Annotated in this window: 22 protein-coding genes; 17 read left to right on the top strand and 5 right to left on the bottom strand. The window is 51.9% G+C overall.

From position 1 onward, the window contains the following. Positions 1–64: 64 nt before the first annotated feature. Positions 65–1711, bottom strand: coding sequence for a class I fumarate hydratase (gene fumB / locus RYZ59_RS08460; protein ID WP_318046084.1), 1647 nt, complete (start codon positions 1709–1711; stop codon positions 65–67). A 263-nt stretch (positions 1712–1974) separates the two neighbouring features. Here fumB and manA point away from each other — a divergent pair, with 263 nt between their 5' ends. Further along, positions 1975–3150 carry a mannose-6-phosphate isomerase gene (gene manA, locus RYZ59_RS08455; protein WP_318046082.1) on the top strand — a complete coding sequence of 392 codons (1176 nt, stop codon included), beginning with the start codon at positions 1975–1977 and terminating at the stop codon, positions 3148–3150. 107 nt (positions 3151–3257) lie between these two features. After that, the gene (locus tag RYZ59_RS08450) at positions 3258–4766 is read left to right on the top strand and encodes a YdgA family protein (RefSeq protein ID WP_318046081.1); all 1509 of its coding nucleotides are present in this window, start codon (positions 3258–3260) and stop codon (positions 4764–4766) included. Between the two features lie 56 nt (positions 4767–4822). Here RYZ59_RS08450 and RYZ59_RS08445 read toward each other — a convergent pair whose 3' ends face one another. After that, a complete protein-coding gene (locus tag RYZ59_RS08445) occupies positions 4823–5851 on the bottom strand; it encodes a Mal regulon transcriptional regulator MalI (protein ID WP_318046079.1) in 1029 nt (342 codons plus the stop codon). 169 nt (positions 5852–6020) lie between these two features. Between RYZ59_RS08445 and malX the strand changes: the two genes are divergently transcribed. From malX to add, 3 genes are all read left to right on the top strand, one after another. Continuing rightward, the gene (malX, locus tag RYZ59_RS08440) at positions 6021–7613 is read left to right on the top strand and encodes a maltose/glucose-specific PTS transporter subunit IIBC (protein ID WP_318046077.1); all 1593 of its coding nucleotides are present in this window, start codon (positions 6021–6023) and stop codon (positions 7611–7613) included. Positions 7614–7623: 10 nt separating this feature from the next. Next, entirely contained in the window at positions 7624–8796 is a 1173-nt protein-coding gene (locus tag RYZ59_RS08435; RefSeq protein WP_318046075.1) for a MalY/PatB family protein, read from the top strand. 100 nt (positions 8797–8896) lie between these two features. Next, complete coding sequence (gene add, locus RYZ59_RS08430; RefSeq protein WP_318046073.1) at positions 8897–9898, top strand: adenosine deaminase; 1002 nt, start codon at positions 8897–8899, stop codon at positions 9896–9898. Between the two features lie 77 nt (positions 9899–9975). Here add and RYZ59_RS08425 read toward each other — a convergent pair whose 3' ends face one another. Next, positions 9976–11016, bottom strand: coding sequence for an oxidoreductase (locus RYZ59_RS08425; protein WP_048211743.1), 1041 nt, complete (start codon positions 11014–11016; stop codon positions 9976–9978). A 241-nt stretch (positions 11017–11257) separates the two neighbouring features. Between RYZ59_RS08425 and blr the strand changes: the two genes are divergently transcribed. From blr to gstA, 12 genes are all read left to right on the top strand, one after another. Beyond that, a complete protein-coding gene (blr, locus tag RYZ59_RS08420) occupies positions 11258–11383 on the top strand; it encodes a division septum protein Blr (protein ID WP_040233850.1) in 126 nt (41 codons plus the stop codon). Positions 11384–11679: 296 nt separating this feature from the next. Next, positions 11680–11895: a transcription modulator YdgT gene (gene ydgT, locus RYZ59_RS08415; protein ID WP_003832804.1), complete on the top strand. Its 216-nt coding sequence runs from the start codon at positions 11680–11682 to the stop codon at positions 11893–11895. 91 nt (positions 11896–11986) lie between these two features. Continuing rightward, entirely contained in the window at positions 11987–12427 is a 441-nt protein-coding gene (locus tag RYZ59_RS08410; RefSeq protein WP_040233903.1) for a DUF2569 domain-containing protein, read from the top strand. Between the two features lie 76 nt (positions 12428–12503). Continuing rightward, positions 12504–13085: an electron transport complex subunit RsxA gene (gene rsxA / locus RYZ59_RS08405; protein WP_005121199.1), complete on the top strand. Its 582-nt coding sequence runs from the start codon at positions 12504–12506 to the stop codon at positions 13083–13085. Continuing rightward, positions 13085–13663, top strand: a complete 579-nt coding sequence (rsxB, locus tag RYZ59_RS08400) for an electron transport complex subunit RsxB (RefSeq protein ID WP_005121200.1) — start codon at positions 13085–13087, stop codon at positions 13661–13663. The genes rsxA and rsxB overlap by 1 nt, the downstream gene beginning before the upstream one ends. Then, positions 13656–15773, top strand: a complete 2118-nt coding sequence (gene rsxC, locus RYZ59_RS08395; protein WP_318046070.1) for an electron transport complex subunit RsxC — start codon at positions 13656–13658, stop codon at positions 15771–15773. The genes rsxB and rsxC overlap by 8 nt, the downstream gene beginning before the upstream one ends. Further along, positions 15774–16826, top strand: coding sequence for an electron transport complex subunit RsxD (rsxD, locus tag RYZ59_RS08390; RefSeq protein WP_318046069.1), 1053 nt, complete (start codon positions 15774–15776; stop codon positions 16824–16826). 9 nt (positions 16827–16835) lie between these two features. Then, complete coding sequence (gene rsxG / locus RYZ59_RS08385) at positions 16836–17456, top strand: electron transport complex subunit RsxG (protein ID WP_318046067.1); 621 nt, start codon at positions 16836–16838, stop codon at positions 17454–17456. Positions 17457–17458: 2 nt separating this feature from the next. Next, complete coding sequence (locus RYZ59_RS08380) at positions 17459–18151, top strand: electron transport complex subunit E (RefSeq protein ID WP_137381265.1); 693 nt, start codon at positions 17459–17461, stop codon at positions 18149–18151. Further along, positions 18151–18786: an endonuclease III gene (gene nth, locus RYZ59_RS08375; protein ID WP_137381266.1), complete on the top strand. Its 636-nt coding sequence runs from the start codon at positions 18151–18153 to the stop codon at positions 18784–18786. The genes RYZ59_RS08380 and nth overlap by 1 nt, the downstream gene beginning before the upstream one ends. 610 nt (positions 18787–19396) lie before the next feature. Next, positions 19397–20902 (top strand): dipeptide/tripeptide permease DtpA, encoded by a 1506-nt coding sequence (gene dtpA, locus RYZ59_RS08370; RefSeq protein WP_137381267.1) that lies wholly within the window; start codon positions 19397–19399, stop codon positions 20900–20902. A 104-nt stretch (positions 20903–21006) separates the two neighbouring features. Next, positions 21007–21612, top strand: coding sequence for a glutathione transferase GstA (gene gstA / locus RYZ59_RS08365; protein ID WP_137381268.1), 606 nt, complete (start codon positions 21007–21009; stop codon positions 21610–21612). An 83-nt stretch (positions 21613–21695) separates the two neighbouring features. On the opposite strand, the gene pdxY is transcribed toward gstA, so the two are convergent. Together pdxY and tyrS are read right to left on the bottom strand one after the other, a co-directional pair. Further along, positions 21696–22556, bottom strand: a complete 861-nt coding sequence (gene pdxY / locus RYZ59_RS08360; protein WP_137381269.1) for a pyridoxal kinase PdxY — start codon at positions 22554–22556, stop codon at positions 21696–21698. A gap of 64 nt (positions 22557–22620) precedes the next feature. Then, positions 22621–23895 carry a tyrosine--tRNA ligase gene (gene tyrS / locus RYZ59_RS08355; protein WP_020996426.1) on the bottom strand — a complete coding sequence of 425 codons (1275 nt, stop codon included), beginning with the start codon at positions 23893–23895 and terminating at the stop codon, positions 22621–22623. Between the last annotated feature and the right edge of the window lie 33 nt (positions 23896–23928).

The following is a 23928-nucleotide window of genomic DNA, read 5'->3' as shown; positions in this document are numbered from 1 at the left end:
AGGAAAAAACTGTCGTTTGGTGGTTCGTGCGGTAAAAAAAAACCGCCCCGTAGGGCGGCTGACGTTACTTAACGCAGCGTGCGCACTGCGACGTCTGAATTTGCTGGAAGAAATCGTTGCCTTTGTCATCCACCAGGATAAACGCCGGGAACTCTTCCACTTCAATTTTCCAGATGGCTTCCATCCCCAGTTCGGGATATTCCACGCACTCCAGGCTCTTGATGCTGCCCTGGGCCAGCACAGCCGCTGGCCCACCAATGCTGCCTAAGTAGAAACCACCATGCTTATGACAAGCGTCAGTAACCTGCTGGCTGCGGTTTCCTTTTGCCAGCATAATCATACTCCCGCCCGCGGCCTGAAGCTGATCAACATAGGAATCCATGCGACTGGCGGTGGTTGGGCCAAGCGAGCCAGATGCATAACCTTCCGGCGTTTTTGCCGGTCCGGCGTAATAGATTGGGTGATCTTTAACATACTGCGGCAAACTTTCGCCGTTATCCAGCCGTTCTTTCAGTTTCGCATGCGCTATGTCACGTCCAACGATGATCGTACCATTCAGCGACAAGCGGGTAGAAACCGGATATTGCGACAACTGCGCCAGAATATCTTTCATCGGGCGGTTCAGGTCGACACGCACCGCTTCGCCTTCGCCTGCCTGACGCAGTTCTTCCGGGATATATTTGCCAGGATTGTGTTCGAGCTTCTCAATCCAGATCCCTTCACGGTTGATCTTAGCTTTGATGTTTCTATCCGCTGAGCAAGAAACGCCCATGCCAACCGGGCACGACGCGCCGTGACGCGGTAAGCGGATCACACGGATATCGTGTGCGAAATATTTCCCGCCAAACTGGGCGCCTAAACCAAGGTTCTGCGCTTCAATCAGCAGCTCTTTTTCCAGTTGAACATCACGGAATGCCTGGCCGTGCTCGTTACCTTCGGTCGGCAGCTCATCGTAGTATTTCGCCGAAGCGAGTTTCACCGTTTTCAGCGTGGCTTCTGCGGACGTTCCGCCAATCACAAACGCGATGTGGTACGGCGGGCATGCGGCTGTTCCCAGTGTACGCATCTTCTCCACCAGGTAATTTTTTAATTTGCCTGGTGTGAGCAGCGCTTTGGTTTCCTGGTACAGATAGGTTTTGTTCGCCGAACCGCCGCCTTTGGCAATACACAGGAATTTGTATTCATCGCCGTCGACGGTATACAAATCAATCTGGGCTGGCAGATTGGTACCGGTGTTCACCTCTTTGTACATATCCAGCGCGGCGTTTTGTGAATAGCGCAGGTTATCTTCGATGTAGGTGTTATAAACCCCACGTGCCAGCGCCGCTTCGTCACCGCCGCCGGTCCAGACATGCTGTCCTTTTTTACCCACGATAATCGCCGTGCCGGTGTCCTGACATGTTGGCAGAATGCCTTTTGCCGCGATATCAGAGTTACGCAGGAATTGCAGGGCGACATATTTATCGTTTTCGCTGGCATCCGGATCACGCAGGATGTCTGCAACCTGCTGCTGATGTGCAGGACGCAGCATAAATGATGCGTCATGGAACGCCTGGCGCGCCAGTAAAGTTAAGGCCTCTGGCGCAACTTTGACAATCTCCTGCCCTTCAAATTCGGCAACGGAAACATGGTCGCTGGTCAGCAGATAGTATTCGGTATCATCCTTTTTGAGGGGAAAAGGATGCTGATAATGAAAGGGTTTGTTTGACATTGTGCTCTCACTTACTGCTCGGTCTGGTTATTCTCTGGGCAGATGTTCCATTGCCCTGCTTCCCTGCCGCAGATCGGGTTGTAGAAGGTATGGCTTTCTGCAACCTGAATTACTCAGGGTATTAAAAGCGAGTCACCATATCCTACACAATTTTTTAACAAAAACTGAGACTAGTACGACTTTTTGCACGTGCAGGTTACTTCGTCCGGGGTTTCTTGGTTTAATAGCCAGAGATTTTTCAACATTGAAACAGGGCATTGATAATGCAAAAACTGATCAACTCAGTGCAACACTACGCCTGGGGAAGCAAAACTGCGTTAACGGAACTTTATGGCATTGCCAACCCAACCCAGCAGCCAATGGCCGAGCTGTGGATGGGTGCTCATCCGAAAAGCAGCTCTCAGGTTCAAGGGGCCGATGGCCAACCCGTTGCTCTGCGCGATGTTATCGAGCACGATAAATCCGCACTGTTAGGCGATGCCGTAGCAAAACGCTTTGGCGAACTGCCTTTCCTGTTTAAAGTGCTCTGCGCCGCTCAACCGCTTTCTATTCAGGTCCATCCGAACAAGCACAACTCTGAGATAGGATTCGCCAAAGAAAACGCAGCCGGGATCCCAATGGATGCCGCGGAGCGTAACTACAAAGATCCGAACCACAAGCCAGAACTGGTTTTTGCCCTGACGCCATTCCTGGCGATGAATGCGTTTCGCGAGTTCTCTGACATCGTTGCGTTATTACAACCGGTTGCTGGCGCGCATCCTGCCATTGCTCACTTTTTGCAGGAACCCAGTGCCGAACGCCTGAGCTACCTTTTCGCCAGCCTGTTAAATATGCAGGACCAGGAAAAATCGCATGCACTGGCAATACTGAAATCAGCCCTTAACAGCCAACAAGGCGAACCGTGGCAGACTATTCGCCTTATCGCTGATGTCTACCCGAACGACAGTGGTCTTTTCTCCCCACTGCTGCTGAATGTGGTGAAGCTAAATCCTGGCGAAGCGATGTTCCTGTTCGCCGAAACACCGCACGCCTATCTGCAAGGTGTGGCACTTGAGGTCATGGCAAACTCAGATAACGTGCTGCGTGCTGGACTGACGCCGAAATATATTGATATTCCGGAGCTGGTGGCCAACGTTAAATTTGTCGCAAAACCCGCGAACCAACTGTTGACCACTCCGGTCAAAACCGGTGGTGAACTCGACTTCCCGATCCCGGTTGATGATTTCGCCTTCTCCCTGCATGAACTGTCTGCCGGGGAAGCCGTAATTAGCCAGCACAGCGCGGCGATTTTGTTCTGCATAGAAGGTGAAGCGCTACTGAGCAAAGGCGATCAGCGTCTGGTACTAAAACCGGGTGAATCCGCATTTATTAGTGCGAATGAATCGCCAATAAGTGTCAGCGGCGTCGGCCGTCTAGCGCGTGTTTACAACAAGCTCTAGCAAGATACTGATATTTTTAACAACTCTTGCTAAGCTAGTAGAGAGTTAAAAACATGTCACTCCTCCAAGCGTCTTTAAACGCCTGGTTTTATTTTATGGATATCGAAATGAAAAAATCGCTGGTAGCTGCGGGTGTGGTGGTTGCGCTGGGTATCGTCTGGACGGGCGGCGCCTGGTACACCGGAAAGAAACTGGAAACGCATCTCGCCGAGATGGTGACGCAGGCAAACGATCAGTTAAAACGCTACTCCCCTGAGGCGGGCATTGAACTGAGTTATCAAAACTACCAGCGCGGCGTGTTCAATAGCCAACTGCAGTTGGTGGTAAAACCTATCGCCGGACAGGCTGATTCCTGGCTGAAACCGGGACAAAGCATCGTCCTCAATGAAACCGTGGATCACGGTCCCTTCCCGCTGGCTCAGTTGAAATCACTGAATCTGGTTCCGGCTATGGCCTCCGTGAAAACGACGCTGGTCAATAACGACGTTACCAAACCGTTGTTTGATATTGCCAAAGGTGAGACGCCATTCATCATTAACTCCCGTATTAGCTACAGTGGCGATACCCGTTCCGATCTCTCCCTCAAACCACTGAACTATGAGAAAGGCGATGAAAAAGTGGCCTTTAGCGGTGGGGAATTCCAGTTCACCGCAGATAAAGACGGCAATGTGGTTTCCCTGACGGGCGATGCGCAAAGCGGTCAGGTTAATGCAGTCAACGAATACGATCAGAAGGTACAAATTACCTTTAATAACCTGACAACCGAAGGGTCCAGCAGCGTCGCCAGTTTTGGTGAACGCATCGGCGACCAGAAGCTGTCTCTCGATAAACTGTCGATATCGGTCGAAGGCAAAGAGCTGGCCGTGCTGGAAGGCATGGGAATTGATGGTAAATCCGATCTGATTAACGATGGAAAAACCGTGAACAGTCAGCTGGATTACACCCTGAACAGCCTTAAATTACAGGGGCAGGATTTGGGTAGCGGCAAGCTGACGCTGAAAGTGGGTCAGATTGACGGTGAAGCCCTGCATCAGTTCAGCCAGCAGTACAGTGCCCAAACCAAGGCCCTGATGTCGCAGATTGATGTCGTCCAAAACCCAGAGCTGTATCAGCAGAAAGTGACGGAAGCGTTCTTCAATGCGCTGCCCATTCTGATGAAGGGTGAACCCGTAATCACCATTGCGCCGTTAAGCTGGAAAAATGCGAAAGGTGAAACGGCGTTTAACCTGTCGCTGCTGCTCAAAGATCCAACCGCGACCAAAGAAGAGCCACAAACGCTGGCTCAGGAAGTGGATCGTTCCGTCAAATCACTGGACGCGAAGCTGACTATTCCTGTGGATATGGCGACTGAGTTCATGACACAGATAGCCAAAATTGAAGGCTATCAGCAGGAGCAAGCCGCGGGGCTGGCGAAACAGCAGGTTAATGGTCTGGCTGCGATGGGTCAGATGTTCCGCATTACCACGATGCAGGACAACACCATCGGCTCCAGCCTGCAGTACACCAATGGTCAGGTAACGCTCAACGGGCAGAAGATGCCGCTGGATGAGTTTGTTGGTATGTTCGGTATGCCGACCCTTGGCGAACCGGATGCTCCGGCTGTTCCCCAGCAGTAATTGTTCTCTGAACCCAGCCCGATAATACCGCTTATCGGGCTTTGACCTTCGACAAGCTATTTCTGCGTGACCAGTCGGGCGGAAAGCGTCAGATTGCGGGAATGGCTGTCATCATGACCAATGCGCTGCAGTATACGTTCAGCCAGGGTGTAACCCATTTCGCGTGCCGGGGTACTGGCCCAGATAATGGGAATGTCATCCAGCGCGTTTTCCGCCACATCCGCAAATCCCGCCAGCGAAACTTGCTGTTCAAAATAGCGATCGACGCCAATTTCGCCGCTCTGACGCCCCGCTCTCATCAGTCCAAACCAGGCGCCAACAGCGATGGTCTCGTTGTAACACACAACGGCGCTGATCGTCGGGTTGCGGCGTAACAGTGCAGTAACGGCTTCGGCAGCCTGCTTCTGACTGGATGAACACTCCAGAACCCAATCACTATGAAACGGTAAACCATATTTTAGCAGCGTCGCACAATAGCCGCCGACACGCTCCGCGCGGGTTAAAGAAGAACTCTGTCCTCCCAGCCACGCGATTCGCTGGTGACCGTGCCGAATGAGATGCTCAACCAACAATTGCGCTGCCTGCATGTTGTCGGGTCGGACCGTGTCGACGTCATCCAGGTAACTGGCTCGTGAGGCAAATACGACCGGAATCCCTTTTTCTTCAGCCAACTGCCGCAGTGCATCACTGCTGTCAGCGGCACCCGCAATGACTACACCATCCACGCCCTGATTGAGGAGCATCGCGAAACGCTGCGCCAATTGCTCACCGTCTTTACCGCCGTGTAAAAGAAAGACCATCCGACCCTGTGCTTCTAATGCTTCCGTCAGGCCTGCCGTCAGTTCAGCATAAAATGGCGTAGACAGATCGCGGACAATCAGCCCAACCACACCACTCTGACCGCCACGCAGCACCGATGCCTGACGATTACGTACGAACCCCAACTGCTCAATGGCAGCGTTTACCCGCTCCCCGGTTGCGGATGAGATACGCCCTTTTCCACTAAGCACCAATGAGACTGTACTGACCGAAACTCCCGCAGCCAGCGCAACATCATGGATGGTTATTTTTTTGGCTATAGCCATAAAAACAGAAAACTCCCTGATAACGTGACGGATAAAACGTTTTATCAATCGGTTATAGTTATACGCTCTATTATCATTCGATAATGTGATTTATACCGCACTAAAATTAGGTAAAACGTTTTATCTTCTCGCCATCATTTGTCACCAAGCTTTCACGAGGAGTCGTTAGATGACGACGAGAACCACACCCAAAATAACGTTATGGGAATTTTTCCAGCAGTTGGGCAAAACCTTCATGTTGCCCGTGGCTCTGCTCTCCTTCTGCGGGATCATGTTGGGGATCGGCAGTTCGTTAAGCAGCCATGATGTCTTAACGCTGATCCCCGCATTGGGTAACCCGGTGCTTCAGGCTCTTTTTACCTGGATGAGTAAAGTCGGCTCTTTCGCCTTTAGTTTCTTACCCGTGATGTTCTGTATTGCTATTCCTCTCGGTCTGGCGCGCGAGAACAAAGGTGTGGCGGCATTTGCTGGGTTTGTTGGCTACGCGGTCATGAACCTTGCCGTTAACTTCTGGTTGACGGCGAAAGGGATTTTACCCACCACAGATGCGGCAATCCTGAAGGCCAATAATATCCAAAACATCCTGGGTATCCAGTCGATCGACACCGGTATCCTCGGGGCCGTCATAGCCGGGATCATTGTCTGGATGTTGCATGAGCGCTTCCACAATATCCGTCTGCCGGACGCATTGGCTTTCTTCGGCGGCACCCGTTTTGTTCCCATCATCTCTTCACTGGTCATGGGGCTGGTTGGGTTAGTTATCCCTCTGATCTGGCCTGTATTTGCGATGGGTATTACCGGGCTTGGCAATATCATCAACAGCGCAGGTGAATTTGGTCCGATGCTGTTTGGTACCGGCGAACGTCTTCTGCTGCCTTTTGGCCTGCACCATATTCTGGTGGCCCTCATTCGCTTTACTGAAGCGGGCGGGACCCAGGAAGTGTGTGGTCATAGCGTCAGTGGCGCACTCACTATTTTCCAGGCGCAGCTGAGTTGCCCAACCACGCAAGGCTTCTCTGAAAGCGCAACCCGCTTCCTGTCTCAGGGCAAAATGCCGGCATTCCTCGGCGGTTTGCCGGGTGCAGCATTAGCGATGTATCACTGTGCTCGTGCTGAGAATCGACATAAAATTAAAGGGTTATTAATTTCTGGTCTGATTGCCTGCGTCATTGGCGGTACCACTGAACCACTGGAATTCTTGTTCTTGTTTGTCGCCCCGGTTCTGTACGTGATCCACGCCTTATTGACCGGCCTCGGCTTTACCGTGATGGCGGTGCTCGGTGTGACTATCGGCAACACAGACGGTAATCTGATTGACTTCGTGGTGTTCGGTATCCTGCACGGGTTGTCCACCAAGTGGTATCTGGTCCCTGTTGTCGCGGCCATCTGGTTTGCGGTGTACTACGTTATCTTCCGCTTCGCGATCACCCGCTTTAATCTGAAGACACCGGGCCGTGATGTCGACGTTTCCAGCAATATCGAGAAAGTGATGGCAGGCACCCCCGGTAAATCTGGCTACAATGTCCCGGCAATTCTGGCGGCACTGGGTGGCGTGGAGAATATCGTTAGTCTGGATAACTGCATTACCCGTTTGCGTTTGTCGGTCAAAGATATGTCACGCGTCAATGTCCAGGCACTGAAAGACAACCGGGCCATTGGCGTGGTACAGCTCAATCAGCATAACCTTCAGGTCGTTATTGGCCCGCAGGTCCAGTCAGTGAAAGACGAAATCGCGGTTCTGATGAATACAGTACAGGCGTGAGGACAACGACATGTTTGATTTTTCAAAGGTTGTGAACAGGCAAGGAACATGGTGCACCCAGTGGGATTATGTCGCTGACCGTTTTGGCACTGCCGATCTGCTGCCGTTCACCATCTCTGATATGGATTTTGCTACGGCCCCTTGCATTCTGGAGGCGCTGACCCAGCGCCTGTCACACGGTGTGTTAGGATACAGCCGCTGGAAAAATGACGAATTTCTGGCGGCCATTAGCTACTGGTTTCAAACTCGTCACAATACCCAGATCGACACTCAATCGCTGGTATATGGCCCCTCAGTTATCTATATGGTCTCTGAACTCATCCGTCAGTGGTCGTCTGTTGGCGACGCGGTCGTTGTCCATACGCCAGCTTACGATGCATTCTACAAGGCTATCGAAGGCAACCAGCGCACAGTGCTCCCCGTCGCTCTGGAAAAGCGGAGCGACGGTTGGTATTGCGACATGGCAACGCTGGAGGCAGCTCTTTCACGACCCGAGAGTAAAATTCTTCTGCTGTGCAGCCCACAAAATCCAACGGGCAAAGTGTGGTCGCGCGAGGAACTGGAAACCATGGCTGACTTATGCCAGCGACATGGTGTTAACGTCATTTCCGATGAAATCCATATGGATATGGTGTGGGGAGACCAACCGCATATCCCATGGATCAATGTCGCACGCGGCAACTGGGCGCTACTCACCTCCGGCTCCAAGAGTTTCAATATCCCGGCATTAACCGGCGCATATGGGATCATCGAAGACGCCAATAGCCGCAACGATTATCTCAACGCGCTAAAGGGACGCGACGGACTGTCTTCTCCTGCGGTGCTGGCACTCACCGCACATATTGCCGCCTATCAGCAAGGTGAACGCTGGTTGGATGCCTTACGGGATTATCTTGCCGGTAACCTGCATTACGTTGCTGATGAACTTAATACCGCGTTCCCTGAACTTAACTGGCAGATCCCACAATCCACCTATCTGGCCTGGATAGACTTACGTCCGCTCAAGGTTGATGACCAGGCGTTACAGAATGCGCTTATCCACCAGCAAAAAGTGGCGATCATGCCGGGATCGACTTACGGAGAGGAAGGGTGCGGTTTTGTACGCCTGAATACCGGATGCCCCCGTTCAAAACTTGAGAAAGGCGTTCAGGGATTAATTAGCGCCCTGCGCTCTCTGCGCTAACAAAAGTTGCGCAATGAAATTAATCATTGCGCAACATAGATTTTTATCCCGATTTATTCTTATAATACTGCGCACTTTACCTAAAAACATGAGTGCGACCATGATTGATACTTCCCTTCCTTTAACCGACGTCCATCGCCACCTTGATGGGAACATCCGAGCCCAAACGATCCTGGATCTTGGTCGTCAGTTTAATTTAACGCTCCCGGCTCAAACACTTGAAACGCTGATCCCTCACGTACAGGTAACGTCAACTGAGCCTGATTTGGTCAGTTTTTTGTCAAAGCTTGACTGGGGTGTGAAAGTGCTGGCATCGCTGGATGCCTGTCGTCGCGTCGCATTTGAAAATATTGAGGATGCCGCCCGTAATGGTCTGCATTACGTTGAACTACGCTTTTCTCCAGGCTACATGGCTATGGCGCATCAACTCCCCGTTGCAGGTGTGGTTGAAGCCGTTATTGCCGGCGTGCGCGAGGGCTGTAAGGCTTTCGGCGTTGAAGCCCGTTTAATAGGTATCATGAGCCGTACCTTCGGCGAAGCAGCCTGTCTGCAGGAACTGGATGCACTGTTAACGCACCGTGATCACATCACGGCACTGGATTTGGCCGGCGATGAACTCGGTTTCCCGGGTAGTTTGTTCCTGTCCCATTTCAACCGTGCGCGCGACGCAGGTTGGCATATCACGGTTCATGCAGGTGAAGCGGCAGGCCCGGAAAGCATCTGGCAAGCTATCAGAGAACTGGGAGCAGAGCGTATTGGCCACGGCGTAAAAGCCGTCGAAGATCGCGCCCTGATGGATTTTCTCGCCGAGCAGCGTATCGGCATTGAATCCTGCCTGACATCGAATATTCAAACCAGTACCGTCGCCTCACTGACGACGCATCCGCTGAAAACATTCCTTGAGCACGGAGTGCTGGCGAGTCTGAATACGGACGATCCGGCGGTTCAGGGTGTGGATATTATTCACGAATACACCGTAGCCGCTCCGGCTGCAGGATTGACGCGTGAACAGATTCGCCAGGCGCAAATCAATGGTCTGGAAATGGCGTTTCTGAGCAATGTAGAGAAACAAGCACTGCGTGACAAAGTCGCCGCAGCGTAATGGTTTTATTGCCGGATGGCGCTAACGCTTATCCGGCCTACGTTACAATGTAGGTCGGATAAGATGCCTCGACATTATCAGGCAAGGCACAGCGTCGATCGGTGTTTCGCCGATTCAATGCCCAGCTCAATCAGTTCCATGATTTGAATGGCTTGTCTGGCTGGAACCGGGTTCTCGCCGTTACCATTCAGCGCATCACGGATACCCGCATAGTACGCAGGATAATTGCCTGGCACGGTTAACCAGGTTTCTTCTACCTGCTCATCACCTTCCATGCGTGTCAGTACACCATCACGCATGTCATAACCCCAGTCTTCCTGCGGCAGGCGCTCACCATTTTTAAGCCGTTCCTCTTGTGGGTCCAGACCATACTTCACATAGCTGCCACGCGATCCGTGAACGATATATCGAGCAGACTCAGCGGCTGCCAGCATCGTTCCGTGCAGAATCACCCGACGCTGCGGATACGTCAGGATGGCATGGAAGTAATCTGTCGACTGCGCCCCCGGGCGGAGCTGTGCCAGATCGACCGTCAGACTCACGGGCAAGCCAAACAGGTTAATTGCCTGATCTAAAAGATGCGGCGCTAAGTCATACCAGATACCACTCCCCGGGCCACCCTGTTCACGCCAGCGGTCACGGACCTGCGGACGGAAGCGATCGAAATGAGATTCAAAATAAGCCACCTCACCCAACGCGCCATCCGCCAGCAAGGCTTTCAGCGTCAGAAAATCGCTGTCCCAACGACGGTTATGGAAGACAGAAAGCAGGCGACCTACGCTTCTGGCGAGCGCATCCAGCTCGCGTGCTTGTGACAGTGTCACAGTGAAAGGCTTATCAACAACCACGTGCTTACCTGCTTCCAGCGCCGCTTTCGCCAGCGGGAAGTGTGTATCATTGGGTGTAGGGATCACAATCAGGTCGATACTCGGATCGTTAAACAGGTGTTTGGGCTCAGTAACAACTGCCACTGAAGGCCAGTCCGCCTTCACTTTTGTTTCATCACTACTGGACACCGCAACCAGTTCCAGACCCGGAGTGCCCACGATCAGGGGGGCATGGAAAGTTTTACTGGCATAACCGTAACCGATTAGCCCAACGCGGATGTTGTCACTCATGTTTTTGCCTCTCAATTCAGATCTGGCCTATTTCACACCATAGACAGTAGCGCCACAATAGTTTAATAACCTTTGCGCTACAAAGGTTGTTACTTAACTTAAGTCAAACATATGCCACTTAGAGTTAACTTGCCGCGAAAAAGTCATCGAAATCGTTCCCAATGCTCTTGCTGTATTATTTATTGATAAGTAACATTTGCTCCCTGTGTTTATGGATAAATCAAAGCAAATGTCGTCAGTAATGAATCGTCTTATTGAGTTAACAGGTTGGATTGTTCTCGTGGTCTCCGTGATCCTGTTGGGTGTTGCCAATCATATTGACAACTACCAACCACCGGAACCCGTCGCTGCAGTACAGAAAAAATAAATATACGCAGCCCGTTATAGCCAGGCAGTTAACTCCGCGATGGTTGCTGGGTGGGGCTGTAAAAGATCAGTTTTTGTCAAAAAAAAGCGAATTATGCCGCATCCCGCTCCAGTGCGTATTGCCTGCGATCGTGAAGCGCGTTACCCTTTCCACAGGCGCGAATAGCGCCTGGTTCCCACAGGGTTGAAAACTCTTCTTACATTTGCGCGCAAATTCGCGTTTACCTGTACAACGTTGGTTGTTTTTTAATATTTACTACTCCGTTAGTATTATTTTATTAATATGGATTGCCTTTTATGACTGTTCAGGATTACTTATTAAAATTCCGCAAAATCAGTTCGCTAGAAAGTCTGGAAAAATTGTTCGATCATCTTAACTACACACTGACTGACGATAGCGACATTATCAATATGTATCGCGCTGCAGACCATCGCCGTGCGGAGCTTATCTCCGGAGGCCGCCTGTTCGATGTCGGTCAGGTGCCCAAATCCGTCTGGCATTACGTGCAATAAACAAGAAAGTAGCGCCTGGCGTTAAAAGCTTTATAATAATTGCCCCAAAATGAACGGCATGTCTGTTCGCGCGCGTAAACCTGGAGATGAAATGACTACAACACCGGCACAACGTATCGGAGGCTGGCTACTTGGGCCATTGGCCTGGCTGTTAGTCGCGTTGTTAAGTGCTTCGCTGGCGTTACTGCTGTATGTCACTGCGTTGGCTACACCGCAGACATTCCACACGCTGAGCGAGCAAAGTACGACGAATTTGCTGCTATGGGGCGTCTCCTTTATTACCGCTATCGCCATGTGGTACTACACGCTGTGGCTGACCATCGCGTTTTTCAAACGCAGAGCCTGCGTGCCAAAGCATTATATTATATGGCTGCTGATCTCAGTGTTGCTGGCGATTAAAGCGTTTGCATTTTCTCCTGTTCCGGATGCGTTTGCCGTACGTCAGTTGCTGTTCCCATTGTTGGCGGCTGCGCTGCTGGTACCCTATTTCAAACGCTCGCAACGCGTTAAGACGACGTTTGTGAACCCGTAATAACCCTACAGTTAACCTGTTGTCGCCTGTTGTAGATTGTCAGATAATAGGCGGCTTTTTTATTTCAGGCCGAAAAATGACTGATTACCTGCTGCTGTTTGTCGGAACTGTACTGGTCAATAACTTTGTACTGGTCAAGTTTCTGGGCTTATGCCCCTTTATGGGCGTTTCCAAAAAACTGGAAACCGCAATGGGTATGGGCCTCGCCACGACCTTTGTAATGACGCTGGCATCCATTTGCGCATGGCTGATTGACACCTGGATCCTCATCCCGCTCGATCTCATCTACCTGCGCACGCTGGCCTTTATTCTGGTCATCGCCGTGGTGGTGCAATTTACCGAGATGGTTGTACGCAAAACCAGCCCAGCGCTGTATCGCCTGCTGGGGATCTTCTTACCGCTGATCACCACTAACTGCGCGGTATTAGGTGTAGCGTTGCTGAACATCAACCTCGGGCATAATTTTTTACAGTCGGCGCTGTACGGTTTTTCCGCTGCCGTCGGCTTCTCACTGGTGATGGTTCTGTTCGCCGCAATTCGCGAACGCCTCGCCGTGGCAGACGTTCCTGCCCCGTTCCGCGGTAATGCGATTGCGCTGATTACCGCAGGTTTAATGTCTTTGGCCTTTATGGGCTTTAGTGGTTTGGTGAAGTTGTAATGAATGCTATCTGGATTGCCGTTGCCGCAGTGAGTCTGCTGGGTCTGGCGTTCGGCGCTATTTTGGGTTATGCCTCTCGTCGATTTGCCGTCGAGGATGACCCGGTCGTGGAGAAAATTGATGAAATTCTCCCGCAAAGCCAGTGTGGACAGTGCGGTTACCCGGGCTGCCGTCCTTATGCTGAAGCGATTGGCTGTCAGGGCGAAAAAATCAACCGTTGCGCCCCTGGTGGCGAAGCGGTGATGCTAAAAATTGCGACCCTGTTGAACGTCGATCCGCAACCTATTGATGGTGATGAGCAGGATGCTACCCCCGTTCGTATGCTGGCGGTCATTGATGAAAATAACTGTATCGGCTGCACGAAATGTATTCAGGCCTGCCCGGTCGATGCCATCGTGGGCGCGACGCGTGCCATGCACACGGTGATGAGCGATCTGTGCACCGGATGCAATTTGTGCGTTGATCCGTGTCCGACCCAATGTATCGAATTACGCCCGGTCGCCGAGACACCTGACAGCTGGAAGTGGGATTTAAACACTATTCCTGTGCGCATCATTCCTGTGGAACAACATGCTTAAGTTATTCTCCGCATTCAGAAAAAATAAAATCTGGGACTTTGATGGCGGCATTCACCCACCAGAAATGAAGACCCAGTCTAACGGGACACCGCTGCGGCAGGTTCCGCTGGCTCCGCGCTTTATTATTCCGTTGAAGCAGCATATTGGCGCTGAAGGTGAACTGTGTGTCAATGTGGGCGATACCGTGCTGCGTGGTCAGGCGCTAACCCGTGGGCGCGGCAGAATGCTGCCCGTGCACGCCCCAACCTCCGGCACCGTTGTTGCCATTGCCCCGCACTCCACCGCGCATCCTTCGGCTTTAGCTGAACTTAGCGTCATCATTGATGCGGACGGTGAAGATCGCTGGATTGAGCGTGACGGTTGGGCAAATTATCGTGCCCACAGCCGCGAGGAGCTCATAGCCCGTATTCACCAATTCGGTGTTGCCGGACTCGGCGGCGCCGGTTTTCCAACTGGCGTCAAACTGCAAGGTGGCGGTGATAAAATTGAAACACTGATCATCAACGCCGCTGAATGTGAACCCTACATCACCGCCGATGACCGCTTAATGCAAGATTGCGCGGCTCAGGTGGTTGAAGGTATCCGCATACTCGCTCATATTCTTCAACCACGTGAAGTCCTGCTGGGCATTGAAGATAACAAACCACAAGCCATCTCCATGCTGCGCGCTGTGTTGGCTGATTCTCACGATATCAGCTTACGTGTCATCCCCACCAAATACCCGTCAGGCGGCGCCAAGCAACTGACGCAAATCCTGACCGGGAAGCAGGTGCCTCACGGTGGACGTTCCTCCGATATCGGGGTGCTGATGCAAAACGTGGGGACTGCCTATGCTGTCAAGCGGGCCGTTATTGACGGCGAGCCAATCACCGAGCGAGTGGTCACGCTAACGGGTGAAGCAGTCAGTCGCCCAGGCAACGTTTGGGCGCGATTGGGTACACCTGTTCGTCATCTGCTTAACGATGCAGGTTTCTGTCCTTCTGCTGACCAGATGGTGATCATGGGCGGTCCGCTGATGGGCTTTACCCTGCCCTGGCTGGATGTTCCCATCGTGAAGATCAGCAACTGCCTGCTTGCACCCTCTGCCAGTGAAATGGGTGAACCGCAGGAAGAAAAAGGCTGTATTCGCTGTAGCGCCTGTGCCGATGCCTGCCCTGCCGATCTTCTGCCGCAGCAACTTTACTGGTTCAGTAAAGGCCAGCAGCATGATAAAGCGACAACCCACAACATTGCTGACTGCATTGAATGCGGGGCATGTGCATGGGTATGCCCAAGCAATATCCCGCTGGTGCAGTACTTCCGCCAGGAAAAGGCGGAGATTTACGCCATCAGTCAGGAAGAAAAACGCGCTGCAGAAGCAAAAGCGCGCTTTGAGGCCCGACAAGCCCGACTTGAGCGAGAAAAAGCGGCACGTCTTGAACGGCATAAAAGCGCTGCTGTACAACCTGCTGCGAAAGATCATGATGCCATCGCTGCCGCACTGGCTCGCGTAAAAGAGAAACAGGCTCAGGCTATGCAGCCGGTTGTCATCCAGGCGGGTGAAAAACCGGATAACAGCGCAGTGATTGCCGCACGTGAAGCGCGCAAAGCGCAGGCCCGCGCCGCGCGAAGTGAAAATCCGTCAAAAGATGAGAACAGCAGCGCGGGTACGGATCCACGCAAAGCCGCCGTCGAAGCCGCAATTGCCCGTGCTAAAGCTCGCAAGCTAGAGCAACAGGCCGCCACGGAACCCGCCGAGCCGGTTGACCCGCGCAAAGCCGCCGTCGAAGCTGCCATCGCCCGCGCCAAAGCCCGCAAGCTTGAGCAACAAGCCGCCACGGAACCCGCCGAGCCGGTTGACACGCGCAAAGCCGCCGTCGAAGCTGCCATCGCCCGTGCTAAAGCCCGCAAGCTTGAGCAACAAGCCACCACAGAACCCGCCGAGCCGGTTGACCCGCGCAAAGCTGCCGTCGAAGCCGCAATTGCCCGCGCCAAAGCCCGCAAGCTTGAGCAACAAGTCGCCACGGAATCTGTCGAACCGGTTGACCCGCGCAAAGCTGCCGTTGCGGCCGCTATTGCACGCGCTCAGGCCAAGAAAGCCGCACAGCAGCAGGTTGTAAACGAGGAATAAATGGTATTCAGAATAGCTAGCTCCCCTTATACCCATAACCAGCGTCAGACATCGCGTATCATGATGCTGGTTCTGATTGCTGCATTACCAGGAATTGCCGCTCAATGGTGGTTCTTCGGCTGGGGTACATTGTTCCAGATAGTGCTGGCATCGGTCAGTGCCATCGCCGCCGAAGCGGGCGTGCTTAAACTACGTAAACAGCCCGTTGCCGCGATCCTGAAAGACAACTCCGCCCTGCTGACAGGGTTGCTGCTTGCCGTCAGTATTCCCCCCCTGGCTCCGTGGTGGATGGTGATCCTGGGTACCGTCTTCGCCGTTATCATTGCCAAGCAACTGTATGGCGGTCTTGGGCAGAATCCCTTTAATCCGGCAATGATTGGTTATGTCGTGCTGTTGATCTCATTCCCGGTGCAGATGACAAGCTGGCTGCCACCACATGAAATTGCCGCTACGGTGCCCGGCTTTTTTGATGCTTTAAACGTTATCTTTACCGGGCATACCGCTGGCGGCGGCGATATGAACACACTACGCATGGGCATTGATGGTATTAGTCAGGCAACGCCTCTGGATACCTTTAAGACCTCCCTGCACGCGGGACGTACTGTTGAGCAGGTGATGCAATCCCCTATCTACAGCGGCATGCTTGCAGGCGCTGGCTGGCAGTGGGTAAACCTTGCCTGGCTGGCGGGTGGTATCATACTGTTATGGCAGAAAGCGATTCGCTGGCATATCCCGGTGAGCTTCCTGCTATCGCTTGCTGTTTGCGCCACTTTAGGCTGGATTTTCTCGCCAGATTCTCTGGCATCACCGCAGTTGCACCTGCTTTCCGGCGCCACCATGCTGGGTGCATTCTTTATTCTTACCGATCCCGTTACGGCATCAACTACCAACCGTGGTCGCCTGATTTTTGGCGCGCTTGCGGGTCTGTTGGTCTGGCTGATTCGTAGTTTTGGTGGATATCCTGATGGCGTAGCCTTTGCCGTGTTACTGGCAAATATCACCGTTCCACTGATTGATTATTACACCCGTCCTCGTGTGTACGGACATCGCTAAGGACAACGTATGCTGAAAACGATTCGTAAACACGGTATCACTCTGGCACTGTTTGCTGCGGGCTCTACAGGGTTAACAGCGGCGATTAATCAGCTAACCAAGTCTACCATTGATGAACAAGCGGCCCTGCAGCAAAAGGCGTTGTTTGATCAGGTACTGCCTGGCGATCGCTACAATAACAATCTGCCAGAAAGTTGCTATCTGGTTAATGCCCAGGCACTAGGTAAAGGTACACATCGTATCTATATTGCCCGCCAGGACGACCGTCCGGTTGCGGCAATTCTGGAGGCCACGGCCCCTGATGGTTATTCCGGTGCAATTCAACTGCTGGTTGGTGTAGATTTCAACGGTACTGTGCTGGGTACGCGGGTGACGGAACATCATGAAACGCCAGGCCTCGGTGATAAAATTGAGTTACGTCTTTCAGACTGGATAACCCACTTTAGCGGCAAAACGATTAGCGCGGAGAACGACCCTCACTGGGCGGTGAAAAAAGATGGCGGCGATTTTGATCAGTTCACCGGTGCGACCATTACGCCCCGGGCAGTGGTTAATGCTGTGAAACGTGCTGGCCTGTTTGCGCAGACGCTGCCTGCGCAACTTCCTCAACTTAGCGCCTGTGGAGAATAACCATGAGCGAAATTAAAGACGTCATTGTTCAGGGTCTTTGGAAAAATAACTCCGCCCTTGTCCAGTTACTCGGCATGTGTCCGTTGCTGGCCGTTACCTCTACCGCAACCAATGCGTTAGGTCTGGGGCTTGCGACTACGCTGGTGTTGACCCTGACAAACCTGACTATTTCAGCGCTACGCCGCTGGACACCGCCCGAAATCCGTATTCCCATTTATGTCATGATCATCGCCTCCGTGGTGAGTGCGGTACAAATGCTTATCAATGCCTACGCCTTTGGCCTGTATCAATCACTGGGTATCTTTATCCCCTTGATTGTAACCAACTGCATTGTTGTGGGCCGTGCTGAAGCCTTTGCCGCGAAAAAGGGCCCTGCTTTATCCGCGCTCGATGGTTTTTCTATTGGTATGGGGGCGACCGGTGCCATGTTTGTACTCGGATCGCTGCGTGAAATAATAGGTAACGGTACATTGTTCGACGGCGCAGACGGCCTGCTGGGCAATTGGGCCAAAGTCCTGCGCGTGGAGATCTTCCATACTGACACACCATTTCTGCTGGCCATGCTACCGCCGGGTGCATTCATTGGCCTGGGGCTAATGCTGGCGGTTAAGTATCTGATTGATGAAAAGATGAAGAAGCGCCGTGCCGAGGCCGCAATGGCAACAGACCCGGCGGGTGAAACAGGGAATGTGTAATGAACAAAACGAAACGGCTGGAAATACTGACGCGCCTGCGTGATAACAATCCGCATCCGACAACCGAACTTAATTTTACATCACCGTTTGAGCTGCTGATTTCGGTCTTGCTCTCCGCGCAGGCCACCGATGTCAGCGTCAATAAAGCGACGGCTAAGCTATACCCCGTCGCCAATACCCCTGCAGCCATGCTCGAGCTCGGTGTTGAGGGGGTTAAGTCGTATATCAAGACGATTGGTCTGTTCAACAGTAAAGCAGAGAACGTGATTAAGACCTGTCGTATCCTGCTGGAACAGCATAATGGCGAAGTACCCGAAGACAGGGCGGCACTGGAAGCACTGCCCGGTGTTGGTCGTAAAACGGCCAATGTGGTGCTGAATACCGCCTTCGGCTGGCCAACGATTGCCGTAGATACCCATATTTTTCGGGTCTGTAATCGTACACAATTCGCCCCAGGTAAAAACGTCGAACAGGTCGAAGAGAAGCTGCTGAAAGTCGTCCCCAGTGAATTTAAAGTCGATTGTCACCACTGGTTAATTCTTCATGGTCGCTACACCTGCATAGCCAGAAAACCACGCTGCGGTTCCTGCATTATCGAAGATCTGTGCGAATTCAAAGAAAAAGTCGATATCTGACAGTATGGGCCATAACATTGGCCCCTCTTCCATAACGATTAGTTATGCACTTCTCAATCGTTCATTTCCCGACAATGATGCCGTACCTTCCGGCATATCTAATGTAATATTCTTGTGAACTAACACCTGAGCAGGTTAATCGTTTTTTTAATAGTAGAAATTTCTATCCATCCGTGATCAAGATCACCCTGATAACATTATGTAAAATATTTATTATTTTGTCGTTAAAATGACAATCATATGACCTGACAGCTTCGTTTCGATACAAAACATTACACTGGCTATTTTTCAGATAATGGACCATATCACTACCTTCAAGGCAAAATAGCAGAACATATCGCCACATTCCCATTTTAACCCCATCCTCACAGTGTAAAAATCTGCCATTCTTCAAATGAAGAAATTTAACGCTGGATAACATTTCTCAGTCCCGACGATTTCACCATCTGAGTTATATGTAACAGATTATTACAAACCCCTTGTCTGAATGGTCAAGATAGTGAACATTACTTGCCGTTTCCCCTCCCACTATAACAATCGGACGGATGAACTTGACTCATCACGTACCAGAACACCCCCGTTGATATGGGATGTAAAAAAAGAGGTAAAAGTGTCTACTGCAAACAATAAACCAACAGAAAGCGTCAGTTTAAACGCCTTCAAACAACCAAAAGCGTTCTATCTCATTTTCTCAATTGAGCTGTGGGAACGTTTTGGTTATTACGGCCTGCAAGGGATTATGGCCGTCTACCTGGTGAAGCAACTGGGTATGTCAGAAGCGGATTCCATCACTCTTTTCTCCTCCTTTAGCGCCCTGGTGTATGGCCTTGTTGCCATTGGTGGCTGGTTAGGTGATAAAGTTCTGGGCACAAAGCGTGTGATTATGTTGGGTGCCGTTGTCTTGGCCATCGGTTATGCACTGGTTGCATGGTCTGGTCACGATGCGGGTATCGTTTATATGGGTATGGCGGCCATCGCGGTCGGTAACGGCCTGTTTAAAGCAAACCCATCTTCCCTGCTTTCTACCTGCTATGCCAAAGATGACCCGCGTCTTGATGGTGCATTCACCATGTACTACATGTCCGTCAACATCGGTTCATTCTTCTCTATGCTGGCAACGCCGTGGCTGGCAGCGCGTTACGGTTGGAGCACCGCATTCGCCCTGAGCGTCGTGGGTATGCTGATCACCGTTGTTAACTTCGCCTTCTGCCAGCGCTGGGTTAAACAGTACGGTTCCAAGCCTGACTTTGAACCCATCAACTTCCGCAACCTACTGCTGACCATTGTTGGTGTTGTGGTGCTTATCGCTATCGCAACATGGCTGCTGCACAACCAGGGCATCGCACGTATGGTTCTGGGTGTTATCGCCATGGGTATCGTGGTTATCTTTGCGAAAGAAGCGTTCTCTATGCAGGGTGCTGCACGTCGTAAGATGATCGTCGCCTTTATTCTGATGCTGGAAGCCATTATCTTCTTCGTGCTGTACAGCCAGATGCCGACATCCCTGAACTTCTTTGCGATTCGTAACGTTGAACACTCTATTCTGGGTATTGCTTTCGAACCAGAGCAGTATCAGGCACTGAACCCGTTCTGGATCATCATCGGTAGCCCAATTCTTGCCGCTATCTATAACAAGATGGGTGACACTCTGCCGATGCCGACCAAGTTTGCAATTGGTATGGTGCTGTGCTCCGGTGCATTCCTGATCCTGCCGCTGGGCGCGAAATTCGCGACCGATGCGGGTATCGTTTCGGTTAACTGGCTGATCATCTGCTACGGTCTGCAAAGTATCGGTGAGCTGATGATTTCTGGTCTGGGTCTGGCGATGGTGGCGCAGTTGGTTCCACAGCGTCTGATGGGCTTCATCATGGGTAGCTGGTTCCTGACCACTGCCGGTGCAAACATCATCGGTGGTTACGTGGCAAACATGATGGCGGTTCCGGAGAATGTGACCGATCCGTTGATGTCCCTTGAAGTCTACGGTCGCGTGTTCCTGCAGATTGGTGTTGCTACTGCAGTTATCGCCGTACTGATGCTGCTGACGGCGCCGAAACTGAACCGCATGACCCAAGATGACGACATCAGTGAGAAAGCCGCTAAGGCCGCAACAGCGTAATTCTCAGGGAAACTTAATTTCAGGCCGCTAACTGTTGTTAGCGGCTTTTTTTTTGCTCCAGGTAGCACTACCATACGGTATACCTCAGCCAAAAGGAGTTACCGATGAAACTGTTCTACAAACCGGGCGCTTGTTCTCTTGCTTCCCACATCACACTTCGTGAGAGCGGTAAAGATTTCACGCTGGATGGTGTTGATCTGATGAAGAAACGTCTGGAAAACGGCGACGATTTTTTCGCGGTAAACCCGAAAGGACAAGTTCCCGCACTGTTGCTGGATGACGGTACACTACTGACCGAAGGCGTCGCCATCATGCAATATCTGGCAGATACCGTTCCAGACCGTCATCTCCTGGCTCCTACCAGCAGTCTCTCCCGCTACAAAACTATCGAATGGCTTAACTATATCGCTACAGAGCTACATAAAGGTTTTACCCCACTGTTCCGCCCGGATACGCCAGAGGAGTACAAACCAACCGTTCGCGCATTGCTTGAGAAAAAAATGCAGTATGTGAACGAATCGCTGAAAGACAATCCGTGGATTTGCGGCGCACGCTTCAGCATTGCTGATGCCTATCTGTTTACCGTGCTGCGTTGGGCGTATGCGGTTAAGTTGAATATGGCAGGATTAAGCCATATCGAGGCATATATGACGCGCATGACTGAGCGTCCGGCAGTTGCCGCAGCGCTTAAAGCGGAAGGGTTAAAGTAATTGCTGTTACCGGGTAGCGCTTGCGCTTACCCGGCCTACCGACAAACGTAGGCCCGATAAGCGTGAGCGCCATTGCACATTGATTACAGCTGAGTGGCGCTAAAGTAGTGTTCTGGTTTCGCGATACGATCCTGTGCGGCAACCACCTGCAGTTCATACTCCTGCATCTCTTTGGTGGCGATCATAATTTCGTACACCGCCGCAGTCACATGCTCCAGCGCCTGCTGCAATGAAGCCCCCTGCAACAGTTTAACCAACAGCAAGCCGCTGGTGACGTCACCAACGCCAACCGGTTGACGTGCGCCAAAATCAACAAGCGGACGGCTGATATGCCACGCCTGATCGGCGGTGACCAACAACATCTCAAAGCGATCTGCGCTGATACCTGCACGGGCAAGATGCTTAACCAGCACAATTTCCGGCCCCTGAGCAATCAGTTCACGGGCAGCCATCACCGCCTCATCAACATTGTTAACCGCATGCTCGCACAGAATTTCGAGCTCAATCAGATTTGGCGCGATAATGTCGCTGGCCGGAAGTGCGTGACGAACATGAAATTCCGCAACGCCGGGCGCCACGATGCACCCTTTTTCAGGATGCCCCATCACTGGATCGCAAAAGAATTTCGCCTGAGGATTTGCCGCTTTCACTTTGCGCACAATACCCAGAATATGCTCACCCTGCTCTGCGGAACCCAGATAACCACTCAGCACCGCATCACAGGTCTGAAGTTTATCGATATCAGCAATGCCCTGAACAATTTCAGTCAGGTGGCTGGGCGGCATAACACAGCCGGTCCATTTACCGTACTGAGTGTGATTAGAAAACTGAACGGTGTTGAGCGGCCAGACGTTCGCGCCAAGACGACGCATCGGAAATTCGGCAGCACTGTTGCCGGCATGGCCAAAAACAACGTGGGACTGGATGGCGAGGATATTCTTCATTTTACTTACCACAACCCTAAAAAAATAAAGGGGCGTAGTTTCCCACGCCCCTGCTGACTTTTACTTATTTCCAGCAAATCAGACAGTAGTTCTTTTTGCCACGGCGCAGTAAGGTGTAGCGGCCGAACAAAATATCACTGTCCTGGAAGAAATATTCTGGGTCAGATTGTTTCTCACCATTAATGGTGACCGCATTAGACGCAATGGTCTTACGCGCCTGACCGCGAGAAGGCTGCAGCTCAGAATCCACCAGCGCCTGCATCAGGTCGGCACCCTTGTCCATTTCGATCATCGGTACGCCATCCTGCGCCAGCTGTTCGAAGTCCGCTTCGCTCAGGTCGCTCAGGTTACCATTGAACAAGCTTTCGGTAATGCGTTTCGCCGCCACTAAACCTTCTTCGCCGTGAACCAGACGCGTTACCTGCTCAGCCAGAACATACTGGGCACGCGGCGCTTTACCGCTGTTCTTATCTTCTTCTTCCAGCGCATTGATCTCTTCAATGTCCATGAAGGTGAAGAATTTCAGGAAGCGATAAACGTCCGCATCAGCCGTGTTGATCCAGAACTGGTAGAACTTGTATGGACTGGTTTTCTTCGGATCCAGCCAAACTGCGCCACCTTCCGTTTTACCGAATTTGGTACCGTCAGCTTTAGTGATCAACGGAACAGTCAGACCAAATACCTGATTCTGATGCAGGCGGCGGGTCAGATCGATACCAGAAGTAATGTTACCCCACTGGTCAGAACCACCAATTTGCAATGCCACGCCATGCAGTTTATTCAGGCAGGCAAAATCATAACCTTGCAGCAGGTTGTAAGAAAACTCGGTAAAGGAGATCCCCTGATCGTCACGGTTCAGACGCTGCTTAACCGCTTCTTTGTTGATCATCTGGTTTACGGAGAAGTGTTTGCCGATATCACGCAGGAAAGTCAGTACGTTCATACCGCCAAACCAGTCGTAGTTGTTCGCAGCAATCGCCGAGTTGTCGCCACAGTCGAAATCGAGGAACGGTGCAACCTGTTTGCGGATTTTATCCACCCACTCTTGCACGGTATCTTCAGTATTCAGTTTACGCTCGGCGGCTTTAAAGCTCGGATCGCCAATCAGACCCGTTGCACCACCCACCAACGCAACAGGCTTATGGCCTGCCTGCTGGAAGCGTTTCAGGCATAACAATGGAACCAGATGCCCCAAATGCAAGCTGTCAGCGGTAGGATCGAAGCCGCAATAGAGCGCGATCGGGCCTTGCGCCAGTCGCTCTGCTAACGCTTCCTCGTCCGTCACCTGGGCCACCAGCCCCCGCTCTTGCAATTGTTTAATCAAGTTACTGCTTGCCATCAAAATCTCCATGTATAAAACGACTGCACCTTT

This window comes from Citrobacter sp. HN-141 (assembly GCF_033341895.1).
In the GTDB taxonomy this organism is placed as follows: domain Bacteria; phylum Pseudomonadota; class Gammaproteobacteria; order Enterobacterales; family Enterobacteriaceae; genus Citrobacter.
Note: the sequence above shows the minus strand (reverse complement) of the source record. Positions and strands in the feature narration are given on the sequence as shown.